Genomic DNA, 21,699 nt, shown 5'->3' with positions numbered 1-21,699 from the left:
CAAAATGGCAGATAAAACATTAAAATGTAAAGACTGTGGAGCAGATTTCATATTCACTGAGGGAGAGCAAGCTTTCTACAAAGAAAAAGGATTTGAAAATGATCCAGTAAGATGCTTAGATTGCAGAAGAGCAAGAAAAGCTCAAAGAAACAATAGATAATAATTTGTTTATTATAAGGTTGTAAGGTTAGTCTTACAACCTTTTTTATTTTTATAATAAAAAATTATTCCTAAATTTAAAGTATGTATAATTTTTAATATATAGTGAAAAATCTATATTGTTATTAAATAGAGGTTGGAAATTTTAAAGTAAATCATTTTTCTAAAAGAGCTAAAATCAATATTGATTTTAATTGAGTATTATAATTAATTTTGGAGGTGTTTTATATGGAGATATACACTATAGGACATTCTAATTATGATTTAAGTAGACTTGTTGACATGCTAAATAAATATAATATAAATTGTGTAGTTGATATAAGGGGAATACCTTATTCTAAATATAATGTGCAATACAATAAAGAAGCAATTCAAAAAACTTTAAATGACTTAGGATTTACATATATCTATATGGCAAAGGAATTTGCTGCAAAGAGAGATAGTAAAATATCTTATAATAAAGAAGGCTATGCTGATTTTCATAAGGTTATTAATGAAGAATCTTTTAAAAATGGAATAGAGAGACTTAAATTAGGAATAAGTAAAGGATATAGAATAGCTTTATTAGGTGCTATGCAAGAACCTGTAAGATGTCATAGAAGTATACTAGTTGGAAGAGAATTAGAAAGATATGGATTTAAGGTTAATCATATACTTCATGATTATTCAATATGTAATCAAAGAGAAATAGAAAATATGCTTTTAGATAAATATTTTAAGGATAGAGGGCAGATTACCATAGATTCACTTATAGGAAATGAAAAGAGTGAAGATGAAATGATAGAAGAAGGATATGACTTAGCAAATAAAGAAATTGGATATAGGATGGAAAAGCTAAAATAGTAGTTTAGAATAACTACTATTTTAGCTTTTACTTAATTGAAGTTTAATTCTAGTTGTAATAAATACAGGTAAGTTATTATGCGATTTTATCTTTTATTTAGTTGAAGATTTCCAATTATCAACAAAATCCTCAAGGATTTTTCTAAGTACAGTTCCTATTTCTGAATAAGCATCATCATCTAAATTAGCTAAAGATATTCTTACTGACCATTCAGGCCCTTGGAATCCACCACCGCTTAATAAGACAATAGATGATTCTTCAGCTAATTTATATAAAACATCTACAGGTTTATAATTTGATTCTAAGTAATTTGCAAATTCAGGACCATAATTTTTAAGAGCCCATTGTAATAAATCAAACTCAGCATAATATGACGCATAATATGGATTTTCTTTAATCGGTAAGTCTAGTCCTTCAAATAATAATCTTTGACGTCTGTGGCATATATCAATGGTTTGATTTTTATATGTATTTTCTTTATCTACTAAAGAAAATGCAGAAAAGAAGGCCATTTGCACCTGTTGAGGGGTTGAAAGTCCAGCAGTGTGATTTAGTGCTACTTGACGGCTATCAGCAACTATTCTATCAATAAATGGAATTTTTTCTGGATCTGTTGATAGAGACTCATATCTTTTATTTACCATTTCCTTTTTCTCACTAGGCAGTTCACTTATTAGTTTATCAAATATATTATCTTCATAAAGAGCCAAGGTACCAAGTCTCCAACCAGTTACTCCAAAGTATTTAGAATATGAATAAACACCTATGGAGTTATGAGGAAGATCTGCCACTAATGATTGAAACTTATTAACGAAGGTTCCATAAACATCATCAGAAATTATCATTAAATTTGGATTATATTTAGTAACTATATCCTTTAAAAGCTCCTTACTTTTATCATGAATGGCCATAGAAGGAGGATTGCTTGGGTTAACTAAAAATAAAGCCTTTATTGATGGATCTTTTAATTTGTTTAATTCCTCTTCTGGATATTGCCAAGTATAGCTTCCTTCCTCATTTATTTCACTAGCATGAATGTATATACTTTCTAAATCATATCTAGGGAGTTGAGGAATTTCTAAATAAGGAGTAAAAATAGGTGTCATTATAGCTATTTTATCTTTTCTTTGAAGTAACTCATTTGCTATTAAGGAATCAAAAATATAGCACATAGCGGCAGTAGCACCTTCAACAGCAAAAAGTTTGAATTTTTTTGAAGGTGGAAGGTAGCAAAGTTCTTTTAAAAGATAATCATGAACTATAGATTCTATATGAGGAAGCATTCTATCTGGATAGGGATAATTATCTCCAATAATTGCATCACATAATTCATAGAGAAAATCATCAGGATTAAATCCTTTTTCCTTTATTCCATAGTCAATTATTTTTTCTAACAATTCAATGGCTGGAAAACTTTTGTTTTCTTCTAGAAAATTTAAGAATCTATTATATATTCCTTCTTTATGAGGAATTCCAGCTAAATCACAAGATTCAAAGGTTCTTTTTGTTTCAGATACAGCAAAATGACCAAAGGTAAAAAATGCATCACGTGGTGTAGATGCTGTCCAGTTAGGATTTCCACGTCCAGCATCTAAAAGAATATGTGCACTTTTTTTGTCTTTAGCTAAATCTATTAATTTATTTTTAAATTCAAAGGGGCTTATTTTCCCATATATTTTTTTTAGTTCTTCTAATTGTAGGTTTTTATTTGTCATTTTCATTCCTCCCTAAAAGTGTAATTATTCATAGTATAGGTATAAAGAGGAATTTCTATAATTATAAAATAAAAAAATCTATTTCTAAGAAAGAAATAGATTTTTTTAGTAATTATTTATTTGACATTGCTTGAAAAATCTCTAAGAAAAATTCTTCAAGTTCATTTATTTTCTTTTCAAGATTACACACACGTTCTTCTAAAGATTTATCCCTATTACTTTCTAAGGAATCAGAGTTTATATTTTTTATAAAATCTGAATTAAGATTTAAATCTCTAAAGTCTTTTTTTAAGTCTTCTAAGGAATATTCATTTGAATTTAAAAAATTTATTTTATTTAAGTCATAATCTACTTTAGGAAATTTTCTTCTACCTTTAAGATTTTTAGGGATTTTTATTTCAAAAGGTAACTTACTTTCACTATTAATATCATTATAAGTTGTTTCAATTTCATCAGTTACAGGAAGTTTTTCTATGGCAACTTCTTGTAATATATTATTATTGGTAGATTCTCTATTAATTTCTTCTTTATTAAATTTATCATTAGATTTTATCTTAGAAGAAGAGTGTTTATTTTCTTTCTTTTTCATTAAAAATATTTTAGAAAAAGTATTTCTTAAATATGAAATCATCCTTTTAAATAGAGTTTTCTTTTTATTTTTTTTTCTTCTAGCTGTTCTAGATATCCTAGGAATTTCTAAAGTCATACTTTGAGAAGCCTTAGTATTATCCTCTGAAACATCTTCCTTAGTAACACTAACTTTTTCAACTACTTTAATTTCAGGTAATAATGTATTAGTAGCTTCAATATCTTTTATGTTTAATTTTTCATTTATAGAATCTATTATAGATTGAACATCCTCACGTTCTGGTGTTTTAGGAATGGAGGATTTATTTGTTTCAACTGAAGGTTTTATATCTATTGAAGTATATTCTTCTTTATCCTTTTTAAAATAACCATCTGTACTATCAAAGAAAAAACCTTCTTCATTCATAAATTTTATTATATCTTTCTTTTGTATATCTATTTTTTTTGAAAGCTCTTTAAGAGAAATTCCATCTAGAACTAAAGAGTTATTTATTAATTTAACTTTATCTGAATTGTTCATACTTTTAAAGCTTATTTTTTTGTTACTCATAATTTCTCACCCTTAATACAAATATAAATTATGTCAATAGTAATGTGAGCTTTGCCATATTACAAAAGTTTCTAAAAATATTATAAAATAAAAATGAAGAATTTGAAATATATTACAATTAAAATAGGCAAAAATTTCAAAGATTTTTACATAATATATATAATTTTTATATATATTATAATTTAATTCTCATTTAATGAAGAATTTAGTAAGAAAGATTGTTGCTAAAAAATAGATACAAATGTAAAATAATATTAGAAATAAATTAAATCAAATTAAAGTTATACTAAAAAGGAGAATAAACATGAATATAGATGAATTAACAAAAAGAATAAATGAATTACATAAGAAGCACAAAGAAGAAGGTTTATCAGAGGATGAACACAAAGAAAGAGAAGAACTTAGAAAAGAATATATAAATAGATTCAAAAGCAACTTAAGAGAACAGTTAAAAGGAATTGAGCCGAAAAATAAGAAAAATTAAGGGTGATTTATGTGGGTGTTACAATAGAGAAGTTAATAAAGGATTTTAGTTTAGAGGTAATTCAAACTGGTGAAGAGAATGTCCCTATAAATGTTAGTGATGTAAATAGACCAGGATTGCAATTAGCTGGCTTTTATAACTATTTTGCTCCAGAAAGAATTCAAGTTATAGGGAAAGCTGAATGGAGCTTTTTAGAAGACATGTCTCCAGATCTTAGGAAGAAAAGATTAAACAAATTTTTTTCCTTTGATATATCTTGTCTTATAATAACTAGAGGTTTAGAGATACATGAGGAACTTTTAAAAGCAGCTAGAAAGAGAAACTTATGGATTCTTAGAAGTGATATGGTAACTACTAAGTTTATAAGTAAAATCACTATGTATTTATCAGATAAAATGGCTCCTGAAACAAGATTACATGGGGTTCTTGTTGATGTATATGGTATAGGGATGTTAATCACAGGGGAAAGTGGTATAGGTAAAAGTGAAACTGCCCTAGAACTTATTAAAAGAGGACATAGATTAGTAACAGATGATGCTGTTGATATAAAAGAAATAGATGGAGATTTAATAGGTAGATCACCAGAGATAACTTTTGGAATGCTTGAAGTTAGAGGTATGGGAATAATCGATGTATCAGCATTATATGGATTAAGTTCAATTTTAAATTCTAAAGAGATAAAAATAATAATTCATTTTGAGCATTGGAAAGATGATGGAGATTATGATAGATTAGGTGTAAATGACGAATATCAAGATATATTAGGTGTTAAAGTTAAAAAATTAAGGGTTCCAATAAGACCTGGAAGAAATATAGCAGTAATAATAGAAGCTGCAGCAGCTAATTATAGATATCAACGTATGTCAGATATTTCACCAGTTGATATAATTGAAAAAAGAATGCTTGAAAGCATGGAAAAAGAGAGTAAAATTTAATAAAAAGTATAAACTATAACCATATCAGAATTAAAGGTGATGATATGGTTATATTTAATATTGAGGAAAATTTTAAAGTAGTCGAAGAATGGAAAAAGGATGAGTTTCCAGCATGGATTTTAATGGAAGAAGATGAAGTCAATCTTTTAGAAAAAATGTTTTCTTATGAGTGTATAAATGAATGTATTGACTACAAACAGGAACAAAGAATAGATTGTTTCAAAGATTATACATTTATTTTAATTAATATAATAGAGCAAGTTGAAAAGCAAATTATCTCTAAAGAACTTGATATATTCTTAGGGAAAAGTTTTATAGTTACTGTTTATAAGAGTAATATCTCACTTCTATATGATTTAATTGAAGACATAAAGGAAGAAAAGAACTGTCAGTTATTTAAATTAGATAAGAGTCCATCTATTATTCTTTATTATATTTTAGATAGGATAATAATAAATAACTATAATATAATATCTGATTTAGAAACTGAAGGAGATAAGATTGAGTTAGAAATCCTTAAAGATCCTGAAAGTAAGCATTTAAATTCCCTATTATTCATAAGAAGGGAAGCTTATAAGCTTAGAAAACTTATAAAGCCTATTAGATATATTGGAGATACACTTGTTATAGATGAAAATGAAGTCATAGGAGAAGGGAATAAAGTTTATTTTAAAAATATAAATAGTAAAATAGAAAAATTAATTACATCCGTAGATACATTATCACAGGAGTTAGCAATTGTTAGAGAAGCCTATGAATCAGAACTAGCCAACAAGACAAATGAATTAATGAAGGTATTTACAATAATAACAGCAGTTTTTTTACCTTTAGAATTAATAACAGCTATATTTTCCATGAGCTTTGAATCTATGCCTTTTAAAACATGCCCTTATGGATTTTATATTTTAGTTGTTATATTAAGCTTAATGGCTCTATTTTTGCTACTAATATTTAAAATAAGAAAATTTCTATAGTTTGACAAAATATTACCAAAAATATAGAATTGAATTAGAAGATAAAATAGATTGGAGGGCTATATTATGAAAGATGTAAAAGTTTTAAAAAAAGAATATGAAAATGCTTGGACTAAATATGAAGAGCAGGATTTAAAACAAGTGTTTTCATTAAGTGATAGATATAGGGAATTCATGTCAGTAGCGAAAACTGAGAGAGAATGTGTTAAGGTTTTAGCTCATATGGCAGAAAGTAAAGGGTTTAAAAATTTTTATGAAGTTATTAAAAATGGAGAAGAAGTGGCAGCTGGGGACAAACTTTATTCTATAAACATGGATAAAACAATAACTTTAATAAAAGTAGGTTCAGAACCATTAGAAAAGGGATTAAGAATAATAGGAGCTCACATAGATTCGCCAAGAATGGATGTTAAACAAAATCCATTGTATGAAGATTCAGGATTAGCATTCTTAGATACTCATTATTATGGAGGAATAAAAAAATATCAATGGGTAACTATACCACTAGCAATACATGGTGTTGTTATAAAAAAAGATGGCACTAAGATAGATGTTAAAATAGGTGAAGATGAAAATGAGCCTGTTTTAGGAATTTCAGATCTTCTAGCTCATTTATCAGCAGATCAAATGGATAAAAAAGGAGCTAAAGTAGTAGAAGGGGAAGATCTAAATGTTCTAGTAGGAAGTATGCCATTAAAAGGAACTGCGGAAAAAGAAGCTGTTAAAGCTAATATCTTAGTTTTATTAAATGAAAAATATAGAATAACTGAAGAAGATTTTGTATCAGCTGAGTTAGAAGTAGTTCCTGCTGGCAAGGCAAGAGACTATGGTTTAGATAGAAGTATGATTTTAGCATATGGTCATGATGATAGAATATGTGCATATACTTCAGCAGAAGCTTTAATGGATTTAGAAAATGTTGATAAAACATGTGTAGCATTATTAGTTGATAAAGAAGAAATAGGTAGTGTGGGAGCTACAGGTATGCAATCAAGATTTTTTGAAAATATAATTGCAGAACTTATGGATAGAAAAGGAGAATATTCTGAGTTGAAGCTTAGAAGATGTCTTCAAAATTCAATGATGCTATCAGCTGATGTCACTGCAGCTTTTGATCCAAACTATCCTTCTGTATGTGAAAAGAAAAATACAGCTTATTTTGGACATGGGGTAGTATTTAGCAAATATACAGGTGCTAGAGGAAAAGCAGGTTGTAATGATGCTAATGCGGAATATATAGCTCATTTAAGAAATATAATGGATAAGAATGGTGTCGTATGGCAAACTGCAGAGCTTGGAAAGGTAGATCAAGGTGGCGGTGGTACAATCGCTTATATCTTAGCTCAATACAATATGGAAGTTATAGATTGTGGAGTAGCCTTACAAAATATGCACGCGCCTTTAGAAGTAGCATCTAAAGCAGATTTATATGAAACTAAAAAATGTTATAAGGCATTTTTTAAAGAAGCATAATTAATAGTGAAGAAAGGCTGTATCAAAATATCTAATATAACATATATAATTAAATTTAAAGATTATATTAGATAGGTTTATGGTACAGTCCTTTTTTATATTAAAATAATTTATTTGATAAGGATTTATATATGAATAAAGTATTAAAGGGAAATTTAGTTTTTGTAAGTATTATCTTGTTATTAACATTAGTTTTTATAAAAATTATAATGGTGAAACTATTTTCTTTGCTTTAAGTTTGATTTTTTATCTTGAAATAATATTTATAACAAGGGAATTTCTTAAATACGTAAATTTAGGTCAAGCTATAAAGGATAGGAGTATTTTTAGTATAGAATATAAGAATAAAAATAAAGTTATTAATAAAGTTTTATTAGAGGAAAAATTAGATCCTTTAAGCAATGTATTTACTAGATTTGAAGTTAAGAATAATCTTGAAATGTGGAAAGGACCATATACACTATTCCTAATTGATTTAAGAAAATTTAGTTTAATAAATGATGCTTTAGGCAGAGATAAAGGAGATGAAGTTTTAAGGGGATTTGGTAAGGGATTAAATAATATATCAAAGAGTTTATCTTCTAAAAATTTATATGGCGTATATGGAGGAGATGAGTTCTTAGTTGCAATTAATAGTAGAAATAAAGAACATATAATAGAAGTTTTAAATAAGCTAGATAATTTGAAAAAAATAAGATTAAATAATTTTAATAAAGAAATTGAAATAGAATTTAATATAGGATATTCTATAAATTTAGAAAATAAAAGTTTTGAAGAAATAATTGAAGAAGTATTTTTTGCTAAGGAAAGGGCTAAAAAAGAAACTTTTAGATCTGCTATAGAATATATGGAAGAACTAAAGGGTATAAGAAAAAAGAATAATTTAATAAAAAGAGATATTAAAGATGCATTGATAAATAAAAATTTATATACTGTTTATCAACCTCAAATATCATCCTTAGATGATAAAATAAAAGGTTATGAGACTCTTATACGATGGAATCATGAAACTCTAGGCTCTATATCAGCTAGTGATATAGTTAAAACATTAGAAGAAATAGATTCTATTAAGGATTTAGATTTATATGTTTTTGAATCAACCTGTGAATTTCAAAGTAGGTTAATTCAAAATAATATTGAGTTACAATGTTCAGTTAACATATCAATAAATACTTTAAAATATATAGGGGTAGGATCTAATCTTTATAAGATAAGTAAAAAGTATAACCTTAAACCAGAAAATATTACCTTAGAGATTTTAGAGAATGCTGATTTAGAGGTTAGTGGAAATGCTATAAATGAAATTATTAAACTTAAAAAATATGGATTTAAAATAGCCATAGATGATTTTGGAAAAGGTTATTCATCTATAAATAGAGTATTAAAGATACCTTTTGATCAAATAAAAGTACCAAAGGACTTTATATCAGATATACCTAATAGCAAATATATAGCCATAATAAATTCAATTTCAAATTTTGCTAAGAATTTAGGGGCTGAACTTGTTATTGAAGGTGTTGAAAGCAAAGAATACTACGATTTTTTCAAATTATTAGATTTTGATGTTATTCAGGGATTTTATTTTTCAAAAGCATTAAATGAAAAAGAGTTCTTAGAATATGTAAATAATTTAGGTGTAAGTATATCAATATAGGATTATTTAAATTTATAATAGTTAATTTAGTGTTTGATTTAAGTTATTGTTTCAATAAGTTCTTATTTAGGATATAATTAATTGTGTAAATGTTTAAAAAAGAAAGAAAATTTTACGAAAATAAACATAGTTACTTTGTTTAGGGAAAAAGGGGAGAGTCAAATGAAAATAGCATTAATAGCACATGATAAGAAAAAAGAAGAAATGATAGAGCTTGCAAAAGATTTTGAAGATAAGTTAAGTAAACATATACTTGTTGCAACAGGTACTACAGGACTTAAAGTTATGCAAAATACATCTTTAGAAGTTAAGAGATGTAAAAGTGGCCCACTAGGGGGAGATCAAGAAATAGGAGCAATGGTAGCAAACCATGATGTTGATATGGTAATTTTCTTAAGAGATCCATTAACAGCTCAACCTCATGAACCAGATATTAGTGCATTACTTAGACTTTGTGATGTTTACAAGGTTCCACTAGCTACAAATACAGAAAGCGCTAAGCTTATAATGGCTGATATTTAGTAAAAATAAAGCTAAATCACCTAATTTTTATTAATCTAACATCATGATTACATATTTAATCATGGTATAATTTGATATAAAATTAAGGTGATTTTTTTTGGAGAAAAATATTTTTGAAAATTAATTTAATAATTTAAGTATTAATATAAATAAAAACTCAAGTAAAGGAACATTAAAATGCGTGGCAATATAAATTTACAGATGAGTAATTGGATTATCCTTGTGTCAACAATCTTGACAATAAAATATATTTTAGAGAATTTAATAGAATTATGCAAGTTTAATAAAAAAATAGGATTAACAACTAAAGAGACCATAAAAAAAGTAATAGTATTTTTTATATTAACAGTAAGCATTGTTATTATTATAGGAATTACTTTCCCATATTTTAAGTGGAGATTTTTAAATGCTGTCAGCATTGGAAATCTTACATTAATAGTAGCTTTTACACAGCTTTTCTTTGGTATAATATTTACTTTATTTATAAATAAATATAGTTAAATTATTTTAAAAGAGAAGTTAAGTAATAAATCTTATTTTTTATTAGATAATAACCATAAAATCATGCTAAGAATATAATAAATTGTAGAATATTATAAAAGGAAGCGATTATATGCATGATTGGAGTATGTTAAAGAACTATAGATTATGGTTAGCTATCTTTGCTTTAATACCTTTAATACTTGAAGGGTTCAATTTGAGCATTTTGCCGTCAAATTATAATGAAATAGTAACTTTATTTTTATCAATATTAGTTATGGGAGGAATATTAAATAATCCTAATCCTGATAAGGTAGAATTGAAAGAGGATAAAGGATCAGAAAATTGCACAAAAAAATAACTGGTTTAGAGGAAGAAGAGAAGAAATAGTAATAATCCATTGAATTTAAATTTTTGCTGTATTAAAATTAAAGTATCAGAAGTAATGTGTTGAAGAATAGGAGATGTTTTATATGGCAAAAGAAATAATAAAAACAAACAAAGCACCAGGTGCAATTGGACCTTATTCACAAGGAATAAAAATAGGAGATTTTGTTTATACTTCAGGACAAATTCCACTAAATCCTGAAACTGGAGTAATGGCAGGATCAATTGAAGAACAAACAGCTCAATCTTTAGAAAATGTAAAGGCTATCTTAGAAGCTGCGGGAACTTCTATGGATAAAGTAATAAAGACTACAGTATTTTTAAGTGATATGAATGATTTTGTAAGAATGAATGAAGTATATGCTACTTATTTTACAGAAAATCAACCAGCAAGAAGTGCTGTAGAGGTTGCTAAATTACCTAAAGATGCTAAAATAGAGATTGAAGTTATAGCTACTTTAAAATAGTTTCTATATCTTCATAATTAGCAAGATAGGGGAGATTTTACTTATGAATTATAAGACTACAGGAGTTTGTGCTAAGGAGATTAATTTTGAAATCGAAGATAACAAAATAAAAAGTGTTAGCTTTGTAAATGGATGTCCAGGAAACTTAATGGGAGTTTCTAAGCTTGTTGAAGGAATGGATGTTGATGAAGCTATTTCTAAATTAAAAGGAATAGATTGCAGAGGAAAAGGAACATCTTGTCCAGATCAACTTGCAAAAGCTTTAGAAGAATATAAAAAAAGCTTATAACAAGCACAAAGAGCATATAGTTTAAGTAATTTTTGCTTAAGTTTAATATATTTCTCTAAATAAAAAAAGTGACTATATAAAATTTATATAGTCACTTTTTATTTTATTTATAGTAAGTCATTTGATAAAGCAGCTGCTTTAGATAGTTTATTATCTATTGCTATTATTATTTGTCCTGCCTTAGAAATATCACCAACTATAATTCCTCCAACTAAGATGTTGTCTTTGAAGAATAGTTTAGTATATTGACCTTTTGATTCATCTTTAGAACTTATTTTTTCATAAGAAGAATCGTTAAATCTTATTAAACCAGCTGAGAATACATGAGTATTTAAAGCATCTAATATTATAGATGGTGTAAAGTTTTCAAATGCTTTTTCTGCTTCACATGCATTTGCACCAGCAGTTTTCCCCATTTCTATAGCAGCAGGCCAGTTTCCGTAAACAAGACCATTAAATTCAGCTACATCTCCACAAGCATATATGTCTTTAACACTTGTTTCCATTCTTTCGTTAACAATAACACCTCTGTTGCATTCAATTCCAGTTTTTTTAGCTAATTCTATATTACTTCTAATACCTGTTGAAACTAGAAGAATATCAGCATCTAAAGTTTTTCCGCTCTTTAAGTTTAAAGAAGTTAATTTGCCATCTTTAGCTATTATTTCAGCACATTCCTCTGATGTTATGAATGTTATTCCGCAATCAGAAACTTGGTTTCTAAAGATATCAGCACCTTCTTGATCTAATTGGTTATTCATAAGATTTGGTAAGAATTCAACTACTGTAACTTCTAATCCAGCAAGTTTCATTTCCCAAGCAGCTTCTAATCCAAGAGGACCAGCACCTATAACAACAGCCTTCTTAGCTTCTTTCATTTCTTCTTTAACATCAAAAGTATCTTTTAAATCTTTAATAGAGTAGATACCTTTAAACTCATGAATATTTTCACCATTTAAAGTAACTTCTTCATTATTATTTTTAACTTTAAATGGTGGAATAAAGTTATGGCTACCATTAGCTAATATAAGTTTAGTATATGGTATTTCAGTACCATCTTTTAAGATTACTTTTTTAGCATCTTTATCTATAGAAGTAACAGTAACTCCTAGTAATTCTTCTATATTATTTTCTTTGTACCAAGAAGATTTAGCTAAGTAGAAAGTATCTAAATTCATTTCTTCATTTAAAAGATCTGAAAGATTTGGTCTTGAGTAAGAAGATACTTCTTCACTTGAAAGTAATTTAACAGAAGCTGTACTGTTTATTTCTCTTATTGTTTTAGCAGCGTAGAATCCAGCAGCTCCATTACCTATAATAACGAAGTTATCATCAGTATCATTCTTTTCAAAGGTATCCATTTCCACTTCTATAAATTGTTCTTTTCCAGCGCCACAAACAGGGCAAACTTCAGGGCATACTGGACTTTCGAATATTTCACCACAAACTAAGCATTTCCAATATCTTGTTTTACCATTTCCAGTTAATACTTCTTTAGTTTCTGTAGCATTATTTGGAGCATAATCAAGTTCCTTTTCTCCAAACATAGTTCTTGAGAAATCTCTACCAAATTCAAAAGCTTCTTTTAATTCAGTTGTTGATGGTTTAAACTTAATTCTTAAACCAGGTCCAAATATATTCATTTTTAATTCTTTTAATCTAGCTTCTATTCTTGGAACAGCTTCACCACTCCAACCAAATGAACCAAAGGCTGCAGCATATTTTCCTCCATGAATAATAGGGTTTAAGTTAGCTAAAAGAATTCTAATAGGAGGTAATAATTCTCCAACTATTGTTGGTGATCCAAATAATATACCATCTGATTCTCCTATGTCAGCTAATACATCTTCTTGCTTGCTATAAGTTAAATCATATAATTTAACTTCAACATTGTGCTCAGATTGTATTCCCTTAGCTATTTCTTCAGCTAATTCTTTAGTATATCCATAAGCTGATACGTAAGGAATAGTAACTTTCTTATCTCCATTTATTTTAGGCTCTACTGGAGTACTCCATTCCTTATAAGTATTTATTATTTTCCATGGATCTTGTCTAAGGATAGGACCATGACCTGGACATACAAGTTCTATATCTAAATCTTTAATCTTATCTATAGCTTTTAAAACATATGGTTTGTATGGGCCAAAGATACAATCATAGTAGTATCTTAATGCATCTAAATATTCTTCTTCATTAGGAATTAAGTCATTAAATACTTCTTCGCAAGAGTAGTGGCTTCCAAAAGAGTCACAAGTTATTAAAGCTTTATCTTCTGGAATATAAGTGTACATTGAATCTGGCCAATGTAAAAATGGTGCAGAGATAAATTGTAATGTTTTGTTTCCTAATGAAATTGTGTCATTGTCTCCAACAACTATATATTCAAAATCTTTATTAACTATATCTTTTAAGAATTCTATAGCTTGCATTGAACCTATAACTTTAGCTTTAGGAGATAATTCAAGTAATTTTTCAACAGATCCAGCATGATCAGGCTCTGTATGATCAACAACTATGTAATCTATTGATTTAGGATCAACACCTAAGCTATTAAGTTTTGATAAGTAATCATCAAAACATTTTTCTTTTACTGTTTCAAATACAGCTATTTTTTCACTACCTTTAACAACATATGAGTTATAAGTAGTTCCATAAGGAGTGTACATAATAATATCAAAAACTCTTAATTCAGGATCTAAAGATCCAACCCAATAAATATCTTTTTTTACTTCTAAATAATTCATAAAAACACCACCTAATATATGTTAAAATTATAACAATCAAAATCAACTAATATTAATTATTAATTAATACCTACAATTAAATTATATTCTTTTTCGTTGAAATGTAAATACTTTTTTTAATAAAATATTAAATTATTTAAGATTATAAAAAAATAATGGTAATTTGGCATTTAAACCATATTACCATTATTTTAATCATTAATATTATTTTTTATTACAGTTATATTTTTTTAGAAATTTTTCAAGATATTCTTCTGGCATACTCATGCATCCAACATGACCATGTCTTTCATCTCCTTCGTGATCTCCATGAAAATCTGAACCACATGTTATAAGAAGATCATGATGAACAGCATATGAAATAAAGAAGTCAGTATCTTTTTTAGTATTTTGATAGTAAATAGCTTCTATACCATCAAAAGGAAATTCCATAACTTCCTGTACTGGAACTCTTTTTATAAGCTTTGGATGAGCAAGTACTGTTATAGCATTATTAGCTTTTAATATATTTATTCCCTCTTGTACAGAGATTTTTTTGTTAGGAACATAAGCTGGGCTATCATTTCCTATGAAGTTATCAAATATATATTCCCAATCATAAGGATAACCAGCTTCTATTATACATTGAGCTATATGAGGTCTAGCAACAACACCTTTTCCCTTTGCTAAGACATCTTTATAGTCAAGTTTGATATTAAAATATTTTTCTAAATTAGCTACAATTTTTTTTGCTCTACCTATTCTAGAATCCTTTAATTCATTTAAGAACTTTTGAAAATTTTCTGATTTATAAGAATCATCTCTAAAATATCCTAGTACATGAACTGTAGACCCTTTGTGCTCACAACTAAGTTCTATTCCAGGAATAAATTGAATATCTAGTTCTTTTGCGGCCTCTTTTGCTTCATCAAGACCAGAAGTTATATCGTGATCTGTTAAAGCTATTAAGGATATACTTGCTTTTTTAGCTTCAGCAATTACCTCTTTTGGAGATAGTGTTCCGTCAGAAGCTAATGAGTGACAATGAAATTCTGCATTAATATTAATAGTAAACCCTCCTTTAAAACTGAAAAAATCAATGTATGTATAATAATTATTTGAATAATATTGTTAATTTTAAAAAATTTGTAGTATAAATATTTTAACACATAAATGAGAATAAAATAAATTAATTTTTAACTTTAAATTAAGTAATAACAATACTTAAGATTATTAATTAGAAGATTCAAATATATAAATGGTATAAAATTCATATTTTTTTTTAGGTGTTTTTGATATAATGATTTTAAACTAAATATTTTAGAGGTGAATTAATGTTTTTAATGATAGATAACTATGATTCCTTCGTATTTAATTTGCTTAGGTATTTTAAGGAATTAAATGAGGATATAAAGATAAAGAGGAATGATAAAATAACTATAGAAGAAATAAAAAGATTGGATCCAGAGGGAATAATAATATCTCCAGGACCTAAAGCACCTAAGGATATGAAAGAATGTTTAAATATTATAGAGGAATTTAAGGGAAAGATTCCTATTTTAGGTGTATGTCTTGGTCACCAATGTATTGGATATTCCTTTGGAAGTAAAATAAAAAAAGGGGATTTCCCAGTCCACGGAAAAGTGAGTAAAATAACTCATGACGGAAAAGGGATTTTTAAGGGAATAAAAAATAATATAAATGTAACTAGATATCATTCTTTAGTAGTTGATAGAAATTCTTTAGGAGAAGATTTAGAGATAACTGCCTTAAGTGATGATGGGGTAGTTATGGGAATAAGGCATAAAAGGTACAATATAGAAGGAGTACAGTTTCATCCAGAGGCTGTTTTAACTGAATATGGCCATGAAATGCTTAAAAACTTTATTGATAATGCTAGGAAATTTAAGATTATAGAAAGGTGAGTAATTTGAATTTTAAAATTAAGGAAATAGAAAATAAGCTTAAGCCACATGAAGTATATTCTTTATTTAAAGATGAAATAAACAGTATATTTTTAGATAGTTCAAAGGAAGATAGCGAATTTTCTTTATATTCATTTATAGGATTAAATCCTTTTAAAAAGTTTAGCTCTAAGGGAAATGAGATTTTTATAGATGAAAAACTAGTCTTAGGAGATCCTTTTAAAAAATTAGAAGAGCTTATTTTAGAATATAAAATAAATTATAATAGTGAGATACCTTTTTTAGGGGGAGCTATGGGCTATTTTTCTTATGATATAGGAAGAGTTATTGAAGATATGCCTAAAAGTGCTAAGGATGATGTGTGTATCCCAGATAGTTATTTTTTATTTTATGATAATGTAATAATATTTGATTTGAGAAATCAAAAAACATATATAACAGCCCTAGGAATTAAGGAAGAGTCAGAAAAAAGTATAGCTAATATTTATGAAAGAATAAAAGATAAGGATATAAATTTAAATATCAGCTTAGATAAAAATACTGAGTTTACTTCAAATTTTTCAAGAGAAGAATATATAAATTCAGTAAAAAAGGTTAAAGAGTACATAAAAGAAGGGCATACATATATTGCAAACCTAACACAGAGATTTTCCTGTGATTTTAATTCTGATCCCTTTGATACATATATAAGTTTAAGAAGTATAAATAAAGCCCCTTTTTCCTGTTATTTAAATTTAGAAGGTTTTCAAATTATAAGTTCTTCTCCTGAAAGGTTTTTAAAGGTGTTTAATAATAAGGTTGAAACAAGACCAATTAAAGGCACAAGACCAAGAGGAAAAGATAAATTAGAAGATGAAAAGAATAAAAAAGAACTTTTAAATAGTGAAAAGGATAAGTCAGAGCTTTTAATGATTGTTGATTTAGAGAGAAATGACTTAAGTAAGGTATGCAAACCTTTTTCTGTTAAGGTTACAGAATTATTTAAATTAGAGGAATATGCTACAGTATTTCACTTAGTTTCCACAGTTATAGGAGAACTAAAGGAAGATGTTAGTTCTGTAAAATGTATAAGAGAATGTTTTCCAGGAGGTTCTATAACAGGTGCTCCTAAAATAAGAAGTATGGAGATAATAGAGGAACTAGAAGGCCTTAGAAGAGGGATATATACTGGGGCCATAGGTTATTTTGATTTAAGAGGAAATTGTGATTTTAATATAGTAATAAGAACTATATTAGCAAAAGATAATAAGGCCTATTTTGGAGTAGGTGGAGGAATAACTATTGAATCAGAAGAAGAGATGGAATATGAGGAAACTTTAGATAAGGCAAAGGCTTTAATGAGAGTATTATAATTAGGTTGTGATATAAAGTGATTTATATAGGAGAAAATAAAAAAGGTTATAGTATGGTTGAAAAATGTTCACTTACCATAGATTCGTCAGTTTTTTTTGGACGGGGAATTTTTGAAACTATACTTGTATTAAATAATGGAGTGTTTTTAAAGGAACATCTAGAAAGACTAAAAAATGGATGCTTAAATTTAAATATTCCTTTTAATATTAATGAAGAGGAATTAAGAGAGTTTATTAAAAATGAAAAAATAAGAAATAAAGCTTTAAAAATAACTCTTACTGAAAAAAATATAATTTATTCAACTAGAGATATTCCTTATGGCATAGAAGATTACAATAGAGGATTTTCTCTAAAACTTAGTGAAGTAAGAAGAAATAGTACCTCTAAATTAACTTATTTAAAGAGTACTTGCTATATTGAAAATATTATGGAAAAGGAAAAAGCTAAAAATGAAGGCTTTGATGAAGTGATATTTTTAAATGAAAGAGAAGAGCTAACAGAGGGAGCTACTAGCAATATATATTTTATTAAGAATAATAAGATATATACTCCAAAGGTCAGCTGTGGGCTTTTAGATGGAATAATTAGAGGATGGATAAAGAATAACTTTCAAGTTGAAGAAGGATGTTATAATATAGGAGACTTAAGAAATAGTGAAGGGATTTTTATAAGCAATTCACTTCTTGGAATAATGAGAGTAAGTCAATTTGAAGAAGAGTTTTTTGGGGAAAAAGACTTAATAGAAGAAATAAAAAGTAAATATGAAAGTTCTATTATAAGCTTTTAAATATGGAGGGCAAAATGATCGATAAAGATAAGATAAAAGAAGGAATGAAACTAATACTTGAAGCAATAGGAGAAGATGTTAATAGAGAGGGCTTAATAGAAACTCCAGATAGAATTGCAAGAATGTATGAAGAAATATTTTCAGGAATAGGAATGAATGCAAAGGAGCATTTAAGTAAAACTTTTGAAGTTCATAGCAATGATCTTGTTTTAGAAAAGGATATAACTTTCTATTCTATGTGTGAGCATCATTTAGTTCCTTTCTATGGAAAAGTTCATATAGCATATATACCAAATGGAAGGGTTGTAGGTTTATCTAAGCTTGCTAGATGTGTTGAGGTCTATTCAAAAAAACCACAACTTCAAGAAAGGCTTACAACGGAAATAGCTGATTCTATAATGGAATACTTAGATGCACAAGGTGTAATGGTAGTTGTAGAAGGTGAACATATGTGTATGACCATGAGGGGTGTTAGAAAACCAGGTGCAAAAACAGTAACAACAACTTATAGAGGAAAGTTTTTAGAAGATGAAAGCTTAAAAAATGATGTTTTTAGAATGATTTCTATGTAGATATTATTCTTCGAGGTGTTTATTATGGAGAGAGTAAATAAGATACTTAATAATATTAAGTATAAAGACTATTTAAATAAGAATTCTTTCTGTGAAAAAGATAGGATTTTTTGCAAACATAACTTAGAGCATTTTTTAGATGTATCAAGGATTGCCTACATAATGGTCTTAGAGGAAAATATAAATGTATCTAAGGAAATTATATATGCAATAGGACTTCTTCATGATATAGGACGATGGGTAGAATATGAAGGTGGAGAAAAACATAATAAAGCTTCTTATAAATTGAGTTTGGATATTTTAAAGGAATGTGATTTTAATAAAGAGGAAATAGAGATTATTTTAAGTGGAATTTTAAATCACAGAAATAGTGAAGCAGAAGGCTTAGATAAAATTATTTACTTAGCTGATAAAAAATCAAGAAGCTGTTTTTTATGTAATGCTGAAAAACTTTGTAAGTGGAGCAAAGAAAAAAAGAATTTAGACATAATTATTTAAGGGGGAACTTTTGTGAAAATAGGAAATAAAGAGTTTGAAATAGGAAAAAGAACATACATAATGGGAATTTTAAATGTGACTCCAGATTCATTTTCAGATGGTGGAAAATATAATGATATTGAGTTAGCTCTAAAGAGAGCTGAGAAGATGATTAATGATGGTGTTGACATAATAGATATTGGAGGAGAGTCAACAAGACCAACTCATACCCCAGTAGGAGAAGAAGAAGAATTAAATAGAGTAGTACCTGTAATAAAAGCCTTAAGAGAAAAATTTGATATACCTATATCAGTTGATACATATAAGGGTAAAGTGGCAGAGGAAGCTATAAAAGCAGGTGCAGATTTAATAAATGATGTATGGGGCTTTAAAAAGGATAAATATATTGCTACTGTGGCTGCTAAATATGGAGTACCTTGTTGCATAATGCACAATAGAAATGATAATGAATATGGTGATGACATCATAGAAACTATGAAATCTGATATGGAAGAATGTATAAAGATAGCCCTAGATGCTGGAGTTAAGAAAGAAAATATAATTTTAGACCCAGGTATAGGTTTTGCAAAGGATTATGAGCAAAATTTAGAAGTATTAAATAGATTAGATGAGTTTTGCAATATGGATTATCCAGTTTTATTAGGTACATCAAGAAAATCAGTAATAGGCAATACTTTAAATCTTCCAACAGATGAAAGATTAGAAGGAACTTTAGCTACAACTACTCTTGGAATAATTAAAGGGTGCGAATTTGTAAGAGTTCATGATGTTTTAGAAAATAAGAGAACTGCCCTTATGACTGATGCTATGGTAAGAAGATAGGAGTTAGATTTCATGGATAAAATTATTATTAAAGATTTTGAGGTTTTTGGTAATCATGGAGTCTTTGAAGAGGAAAAAAGACTTGGACAAAAATTTGTTTTAAGCATAGAACTTTTCTTAGATACTAGAGAGGCTGGAGTTACTGGAGATTTAAGTAAATCTGTTCATTATGGAGAACTTGCACATAAGGTTGAAGAAGAGTTTAAAAAGCATAGCTATGATTTAATAGAAACTGCAGTAGAAAAATTATGTGAGTTTATATTATTAGAATACTCTCTTGTTAAAAAAGTTAAAGTTTCTTTAAAGAAACCATGGGCACCTATATTAAGAAGTTTAGATACTGTATCTATAGAAATAGAGAGAGGATGGAATGAGGCATACCTTTCATATGGGTCTAATATAGGAGATAAAAAATATTATATAGAAGAAGCTTTAAATGAAATAAATAAGGCTTATCATACTGAAATTATAAAAAAATCTAATTTAATTGAGACAGAACCTTGGGGATATACTGAGCAGGATGAATTTTTAAATGGTGCTTGTAAAATAAAAACTCTTTTAAACCCTAAGGAATTAATAAGGTTTTTATTAGATATAGAACAAAAGCTTAAAAGAGAGAGAAAGATTAAGTGGGGGCCTAGAACTATAGATTTAGATGTGATATTTTTTAACGATTTAATAAGTGAAGATGAAGAAATCATACTTCCACATCCAAGAATGCATGAAAGAAGTTTTGTTTTAGAGCCATTAAATGAAATTGCTCCTTATAAGGTTCATCCCTTATATAGAAAGCGTGTATTTGAACTTTTAGAGGACTTAAATAAAAACAAATAAGTTTTAAGTTAGGTTTATGTTTTAAATTAAATAAAACTTTGCATAAATAATTTATTTGTTAGTAATAAAGATATAGAATTTAGTATAAATCACTACTAAATCCTATATCTTTTTTTATTGTTTTTTATTAAACACATACTGGCAAAATGGTTCTAATTTAAAGGAATTAGGAATATCTTTTAAACTTAAGTAATCCTTGCTTACATCACTATCCCAAGGATAAAGGGTTATTAAATCATCTCCATAAATATCTATTACATACTTTTCGCTATTTAAATCTATAAAAATTTTATATAAGGGTTTATTAGGTAAAGGTTCCTCATTTATAAAGTTAGAATCTTTTAGGCTTTTTAATAAGTCATCAATAATTCTTACATCTTCATTATCCACAACAACTTCACTATAAATATTCATATCTAATAATCTGATTTTTATATTATTCTTAGAAACTAGTTCACTTAAATTTTTAGTGTGATAGTTTAAAGAAGGTTTTTCCTTAGAAGGAATATTAATTTTAGAACATGAAATTAAAAGAAGAGAAAAACATAGGGTTATTAAAAATATTTTAGTAATTTTTTTTATCAAATTTATCACCTCCTTCAGTTTAATTTATGAAACTTATGTTTTTAGTAGAACTTTTTTTAAGAAAATGAATAATATATAT

24 protein-coding genes are annotated in these 21,699 nt (G+C 27.3%); 19 read left to right on the top strand and 5 right to left on the bottom strand.

Annotated features, from left to right (window positions below):
* Nucleotides 1-4 precede the first annotated feature (4 nt).
* Both QP548_RS06125 and QP548_RS06120 read left to right on the top strand, forming a co-directional pair.
* Nucleotides 5-160: a zinc-ribbon domain-containing protein gene (locus QP548_RS06125; protein ID WP_061427728.1), complete on the top strand. Its 156-nt coding sequence runs from the start codon at nucleotides 5-7 to the stop codon at nucleotides 158-160.
* Nucleotides 161-387: 227 nt separating this feature from the next.
* Nucleotides 388-1,002 carry a DUF488 family protein gene (locus tag QP548_RS06120; protein WP_061427730.1) on the top strand — a complete coding sequence of 205 codons (615 nt, stop codon included), beginning with the start codon at nucleotides 388-390 and terminating at the stop codon, nucleotides 1,000-1,002.
* A gap of 93 nt (nucleotides 1,003-1,095) precedes the next feature.
* On the opposite strand, the gene aspD is transcribed toward QP548_RS06120, so the two are convergent.
* The gene (gene aspD, locus QP548_RS06115) at nucleotides 1,096-2,718 is read right to left on the bottom strand and encodes an aspartate 4-decarboxylase (protein ID WP_061427732.1); all 1,623 of its coding nucleotides are present in this window, start codon (nucleotides 2,716-2,718) and stop codon (nucleotides 1,096-1,098) included.
* 112 nt (nucleotides 2,719-2,830) lie between these two features.
* Nucleotides 2,831-3,856: a hypothetical protein gene (locus tag QP548_RS06110; RefSeq protein WP_061427734.1), complete on the bottom strand. Its 1,026-nt coding sequence runs from the start codon at nucleotides 3,854-3,856 to the stop codon at nucleotides 2,831-2,833.
* A gap of 304 nt (nucleotides 3,857-4,160) precedes the next feature.
* Between QP548_RS06110 and QP548_RS06105 the strand changes: the two genes are divergently transcribed.
* From QP548_RS06105 to QP548_RS06060, 10 genes are all read left to right on the top strand, one after another.
* Nucleotides 4,161-4,340, top strand: coding sequence for a DUF896 domain-containing protein (locus QP548_RS06105; RefSeq protein ID WP_003448677.1), 180 nt, complete (start codon nucleotides 4,161-4,163; stop codon nucleotides 4,338-4,340).
* Nucleotides 4,341-4,351: 11 nt separating this feature from the next.
* Nucleotides 4,352-5,275: an HPr(Ser) kinase/phosphatase gene (gene hprK, locus QP548_RS06100; protein WP_061427738.1), complete on the top strand. Its 924-nt coding sequence runs from the start codon at nucleotides 4,352-4,354 to the stop codon at nucleotides 5,273-5,275.
* 44 nt (nucleotides 5,276-5,319) lie between these two features.
* Nucleotides 5,320-6,249 carry a magnesium transporter CorA family protein gene (locus QP548_RS06095; protein ID WP_061427741.1) on the top strand — a complete coding sequence of 310 codons (930 nt, stop codon included), beginning with the start codon at nucleotides 5,320-5,322 and terminating at the stop codon, nucleotides 6,247-6,249.
* A 66-nt stretch (nucleotides 6,250-6,315) separates the two neighbouring features.
* Nucleotides 6,316-7,722: an aminopeptidase gene (locus tag QP548_RS06090; RefSeq protein WP_061427743.1), complete on the top strand. Its 1,407-nt coding sequence runs from the start codon at nucleotides 6,316-6,318 to the stop codon at nucleotides 7,720-7,722.
* Between the two features lie 238 nt (nucleotides 7,723-7,960).
* Nucleotides 7,961-9,376 (top strand): EAL domain-containing protein, encoded by a 1,416-nt coding sequence (locus QP548_RS06085; protein ID WP_236907359.1) that lies wholly within the window; start codon nucleotides 7,961-7,963, stop codon nucleotides 9,374-9,376.
* 162 nt (nucleotides 9,377-9,538) lie between these two features.
* Nucleotides 9,539-9,898: a methylglyoxal synthase gene (locus QP548_RS06080; protein ID WP_003458594.1), complete on the top strand. Its 360-nt coding sequence runs from the start codon at nucleotides 9,539-9,541 to the stop codon at nucleotides 9,896-9,898.
* 177 nt (nucleotides 9,899-10,075) lie between these two features.
* Complete coding sequence (locus QP548_RS06075; protein WP_061427745.1) at nucleotides 10,076-10,399, top strand: hypothetical protein; 324 nt, start codon at nucleotides 10,076-10,078, stop codon at nucleotides 10,397-10,399.
* A gap of 112 nt (nucleotides 10,400-10,511) precedes the next feature.
* Complete coding sequence (locus tag QP548_RS06070; protein ID WP_061427748.1) at nucleotides 10,512-10,739, top strand: hypothetical protein; 228 nt, start codon at nucleotides 10,512-10,514, stop codon at nucleotides 10,737-10,739.
* A gap of 112 nt (nucleotides 10,740-10,851) precedes the next feature.
* The gene (locus tag QP548_RS06065; protein WP_003458553.1) at nucleotides 10,852-11,232 is read left to right on the top strand and encodes a RidA family protein; all 381 of its coding nucleotides are present in this window, start codon (nucleotides 10,852-10,854) and stop codon (nucleotides 11,230-11,232) included.
* 43 nt (nucleotides 11,233-11,275) lie between these two features.
* Nucleotides 11,276-11,521: a TIGR03905 family TSCPD domain-containing protein gene (locus QP548_RS06060; protein WP_003448671.1), complete on the top strand. Its 246-nt coding sequence runs from the start codon at nucleotides 11,276-11,278 to the stop codon at nucleotides 11,519-11,521.
* A 107-nt stretch (nucleotides 11,522-11,628) separates the two neighbouring features.
* Here QP548_RS06060 and QP548_RS06055 read toward each other — a convergent pair whose 3' ends face one another.
* Both QP548_RS06055 and QP548_RS06050 read right to left on the bottom strand, forming a co-directional pair.
* Nucleotides 11,629-14,265, bottom strand: a complete 2,637-nt coding sequence (locus tag QP548_RS06055; protein WP_061427750.1) for an FAD-dependent oxidoreductase — start codon at nucleotides 14,263-14,265, stop codon at nucleotides 11,629-11,631.
* 204 nt (nucleotides 14,266-14,469) lie between these two features.
* Nucleotides 14,470-15,312, bottom strand: coding sequence for a PHP domain-containing protein (locus QP548_RS06050; protein WP_061427751.1), 843 nt, complete (start codon nucleotides 15,310-15,312; stop codon nucleotides 14,470-14,472).
* A gap of 266 nt (nucleotides 15,313-15,578) precedes the next feature.
* Between QP548_RS06050 and QP548_RS06045 the strand changes: the two genes are divergently transcribed.
* From QP548_RS06045 to folK, 7 genes are read left to right on the top strand one after another with little or no spacing between them, the layout of a single operon-like run.
* Nucleotides 15,579-16,169 (top strand): anthranilate synthase component II, encoded by a 591-nt coding sequence (locus QP548_RS06045; protein ID WP_061427753.1) that lies wholly within the window; start codon nucleotides 15,579-15,581, stop codon nucleotides 16,167-16,169.
* 5 nt (nucleotides 16,170-16,174) lie between these two features.
* Complete coding sequence (gene pabB / locus QP548_RS06040) at nucleotides 16,175-17,521, top strand: aminodeoxychorismate synthase component I (protein ID WP_061427754.1); 1,347 nt, start codon at nucleotides 16,175-16,177, stop codon at nucleotides 17,519-17,521.
* Nucleotides 17,522-17,538: 17 nt separating this feature from the next.
* Complete coding sequence (locus QP548_RS06035; protein WP_061427755.1) at nucleotides 17,539-18,309, top strand: aminotransferase class IV; 771 nt, start codon at nucleotides 17,539-17,541, stop codon at nucleotides 18,307-18,309.
* A 14-nt stretch (nucleotides 18,310-18,323) separates the two neighbouring features.
* On the top strand, nucleotides 18,324-18,881 hold the full coding sequence (gene folE, locus QP548_RS06030) for a GTP cyclohydrolase I FolE (protein ID WP_003458528.1): 558 nt from the start codon (nucleotides 18,324-18,326) through the stop codon (nucleotides 18,879-18,881).
* Nucleotides 18,882-18,905: 24 nt separating this feature from the next.
* The gene (locus QP548_RS06025) at nucleotides 18,906-19,379 is read left to right on the top strand and encodes an HD domain-containing protein (protein WP_061427756.1); all 474 of its coding nucleotides are present in this window, start codon (nucleotides 18,906-18,908) and stop codon (nucleotides 19,377-19,379) included.
* 12 nt (nucleotides 19,380-19,391) lie between these two features.
* Nucleotides 19,392-20,201 carry a dihydropteroate synthase gene (gene folP, locus QP548_RS06020; protein WP_061427757.1) on the top strand — a complete coding sequence of 270 codons (810 nt, stop codon included), beginning with the start codon at nucleotides 19,392-19,394 and terminating at the stop codon, nucleotides 20,199-20,201.
* Between the two features lie 12 nt (nucleotides 20,202-20,213).
* Entirely contained in the window at nucleotides 20,214-21,035 is an 822-nt protein-coding gene (gene folK, locus QP548_RS06015) for a 2-amino-4-hydroxy-6-hydroxymethyldihydropteridine diphosphokinase (RefSeq protein ID WP_061427758.1), read from the top strand.
* A gap of 114 nt (nucleotides 21,036-21,149) precedes the next feature.
* On the opposite strand, the gene QP548_RS06010 is transcribed toward folK, so the two are convergent.
* The gene (locus tag QP548_RS06010; protein ID WP_061427759.1) at nucleotides 21,150-21,620 is read right to left on the bottom strand and encodes a DUF4883 family protein; all 471 of its coding nucleotides are present in this window, start codon (nucleotides 21,618-21,620) and stop codon (nucleotides 21,150-21,152) included.
* Between the last annotated feature and the right edge of the window lie 79 nt (nucleotides 21,621-21,699).

The organism is Clostridium sp. UMB9555A, from assembly GCF_030222355.1.
Classification (GTDB): domain Bacteria; phylum Bacillota; class Clostridia; order Clostridiales; family Clostridiaceae; genus Sarcina; species Sarcina perfringens.
This window is presented reverse-complemented; position numbering and strand designations above follow the sequence as displayed.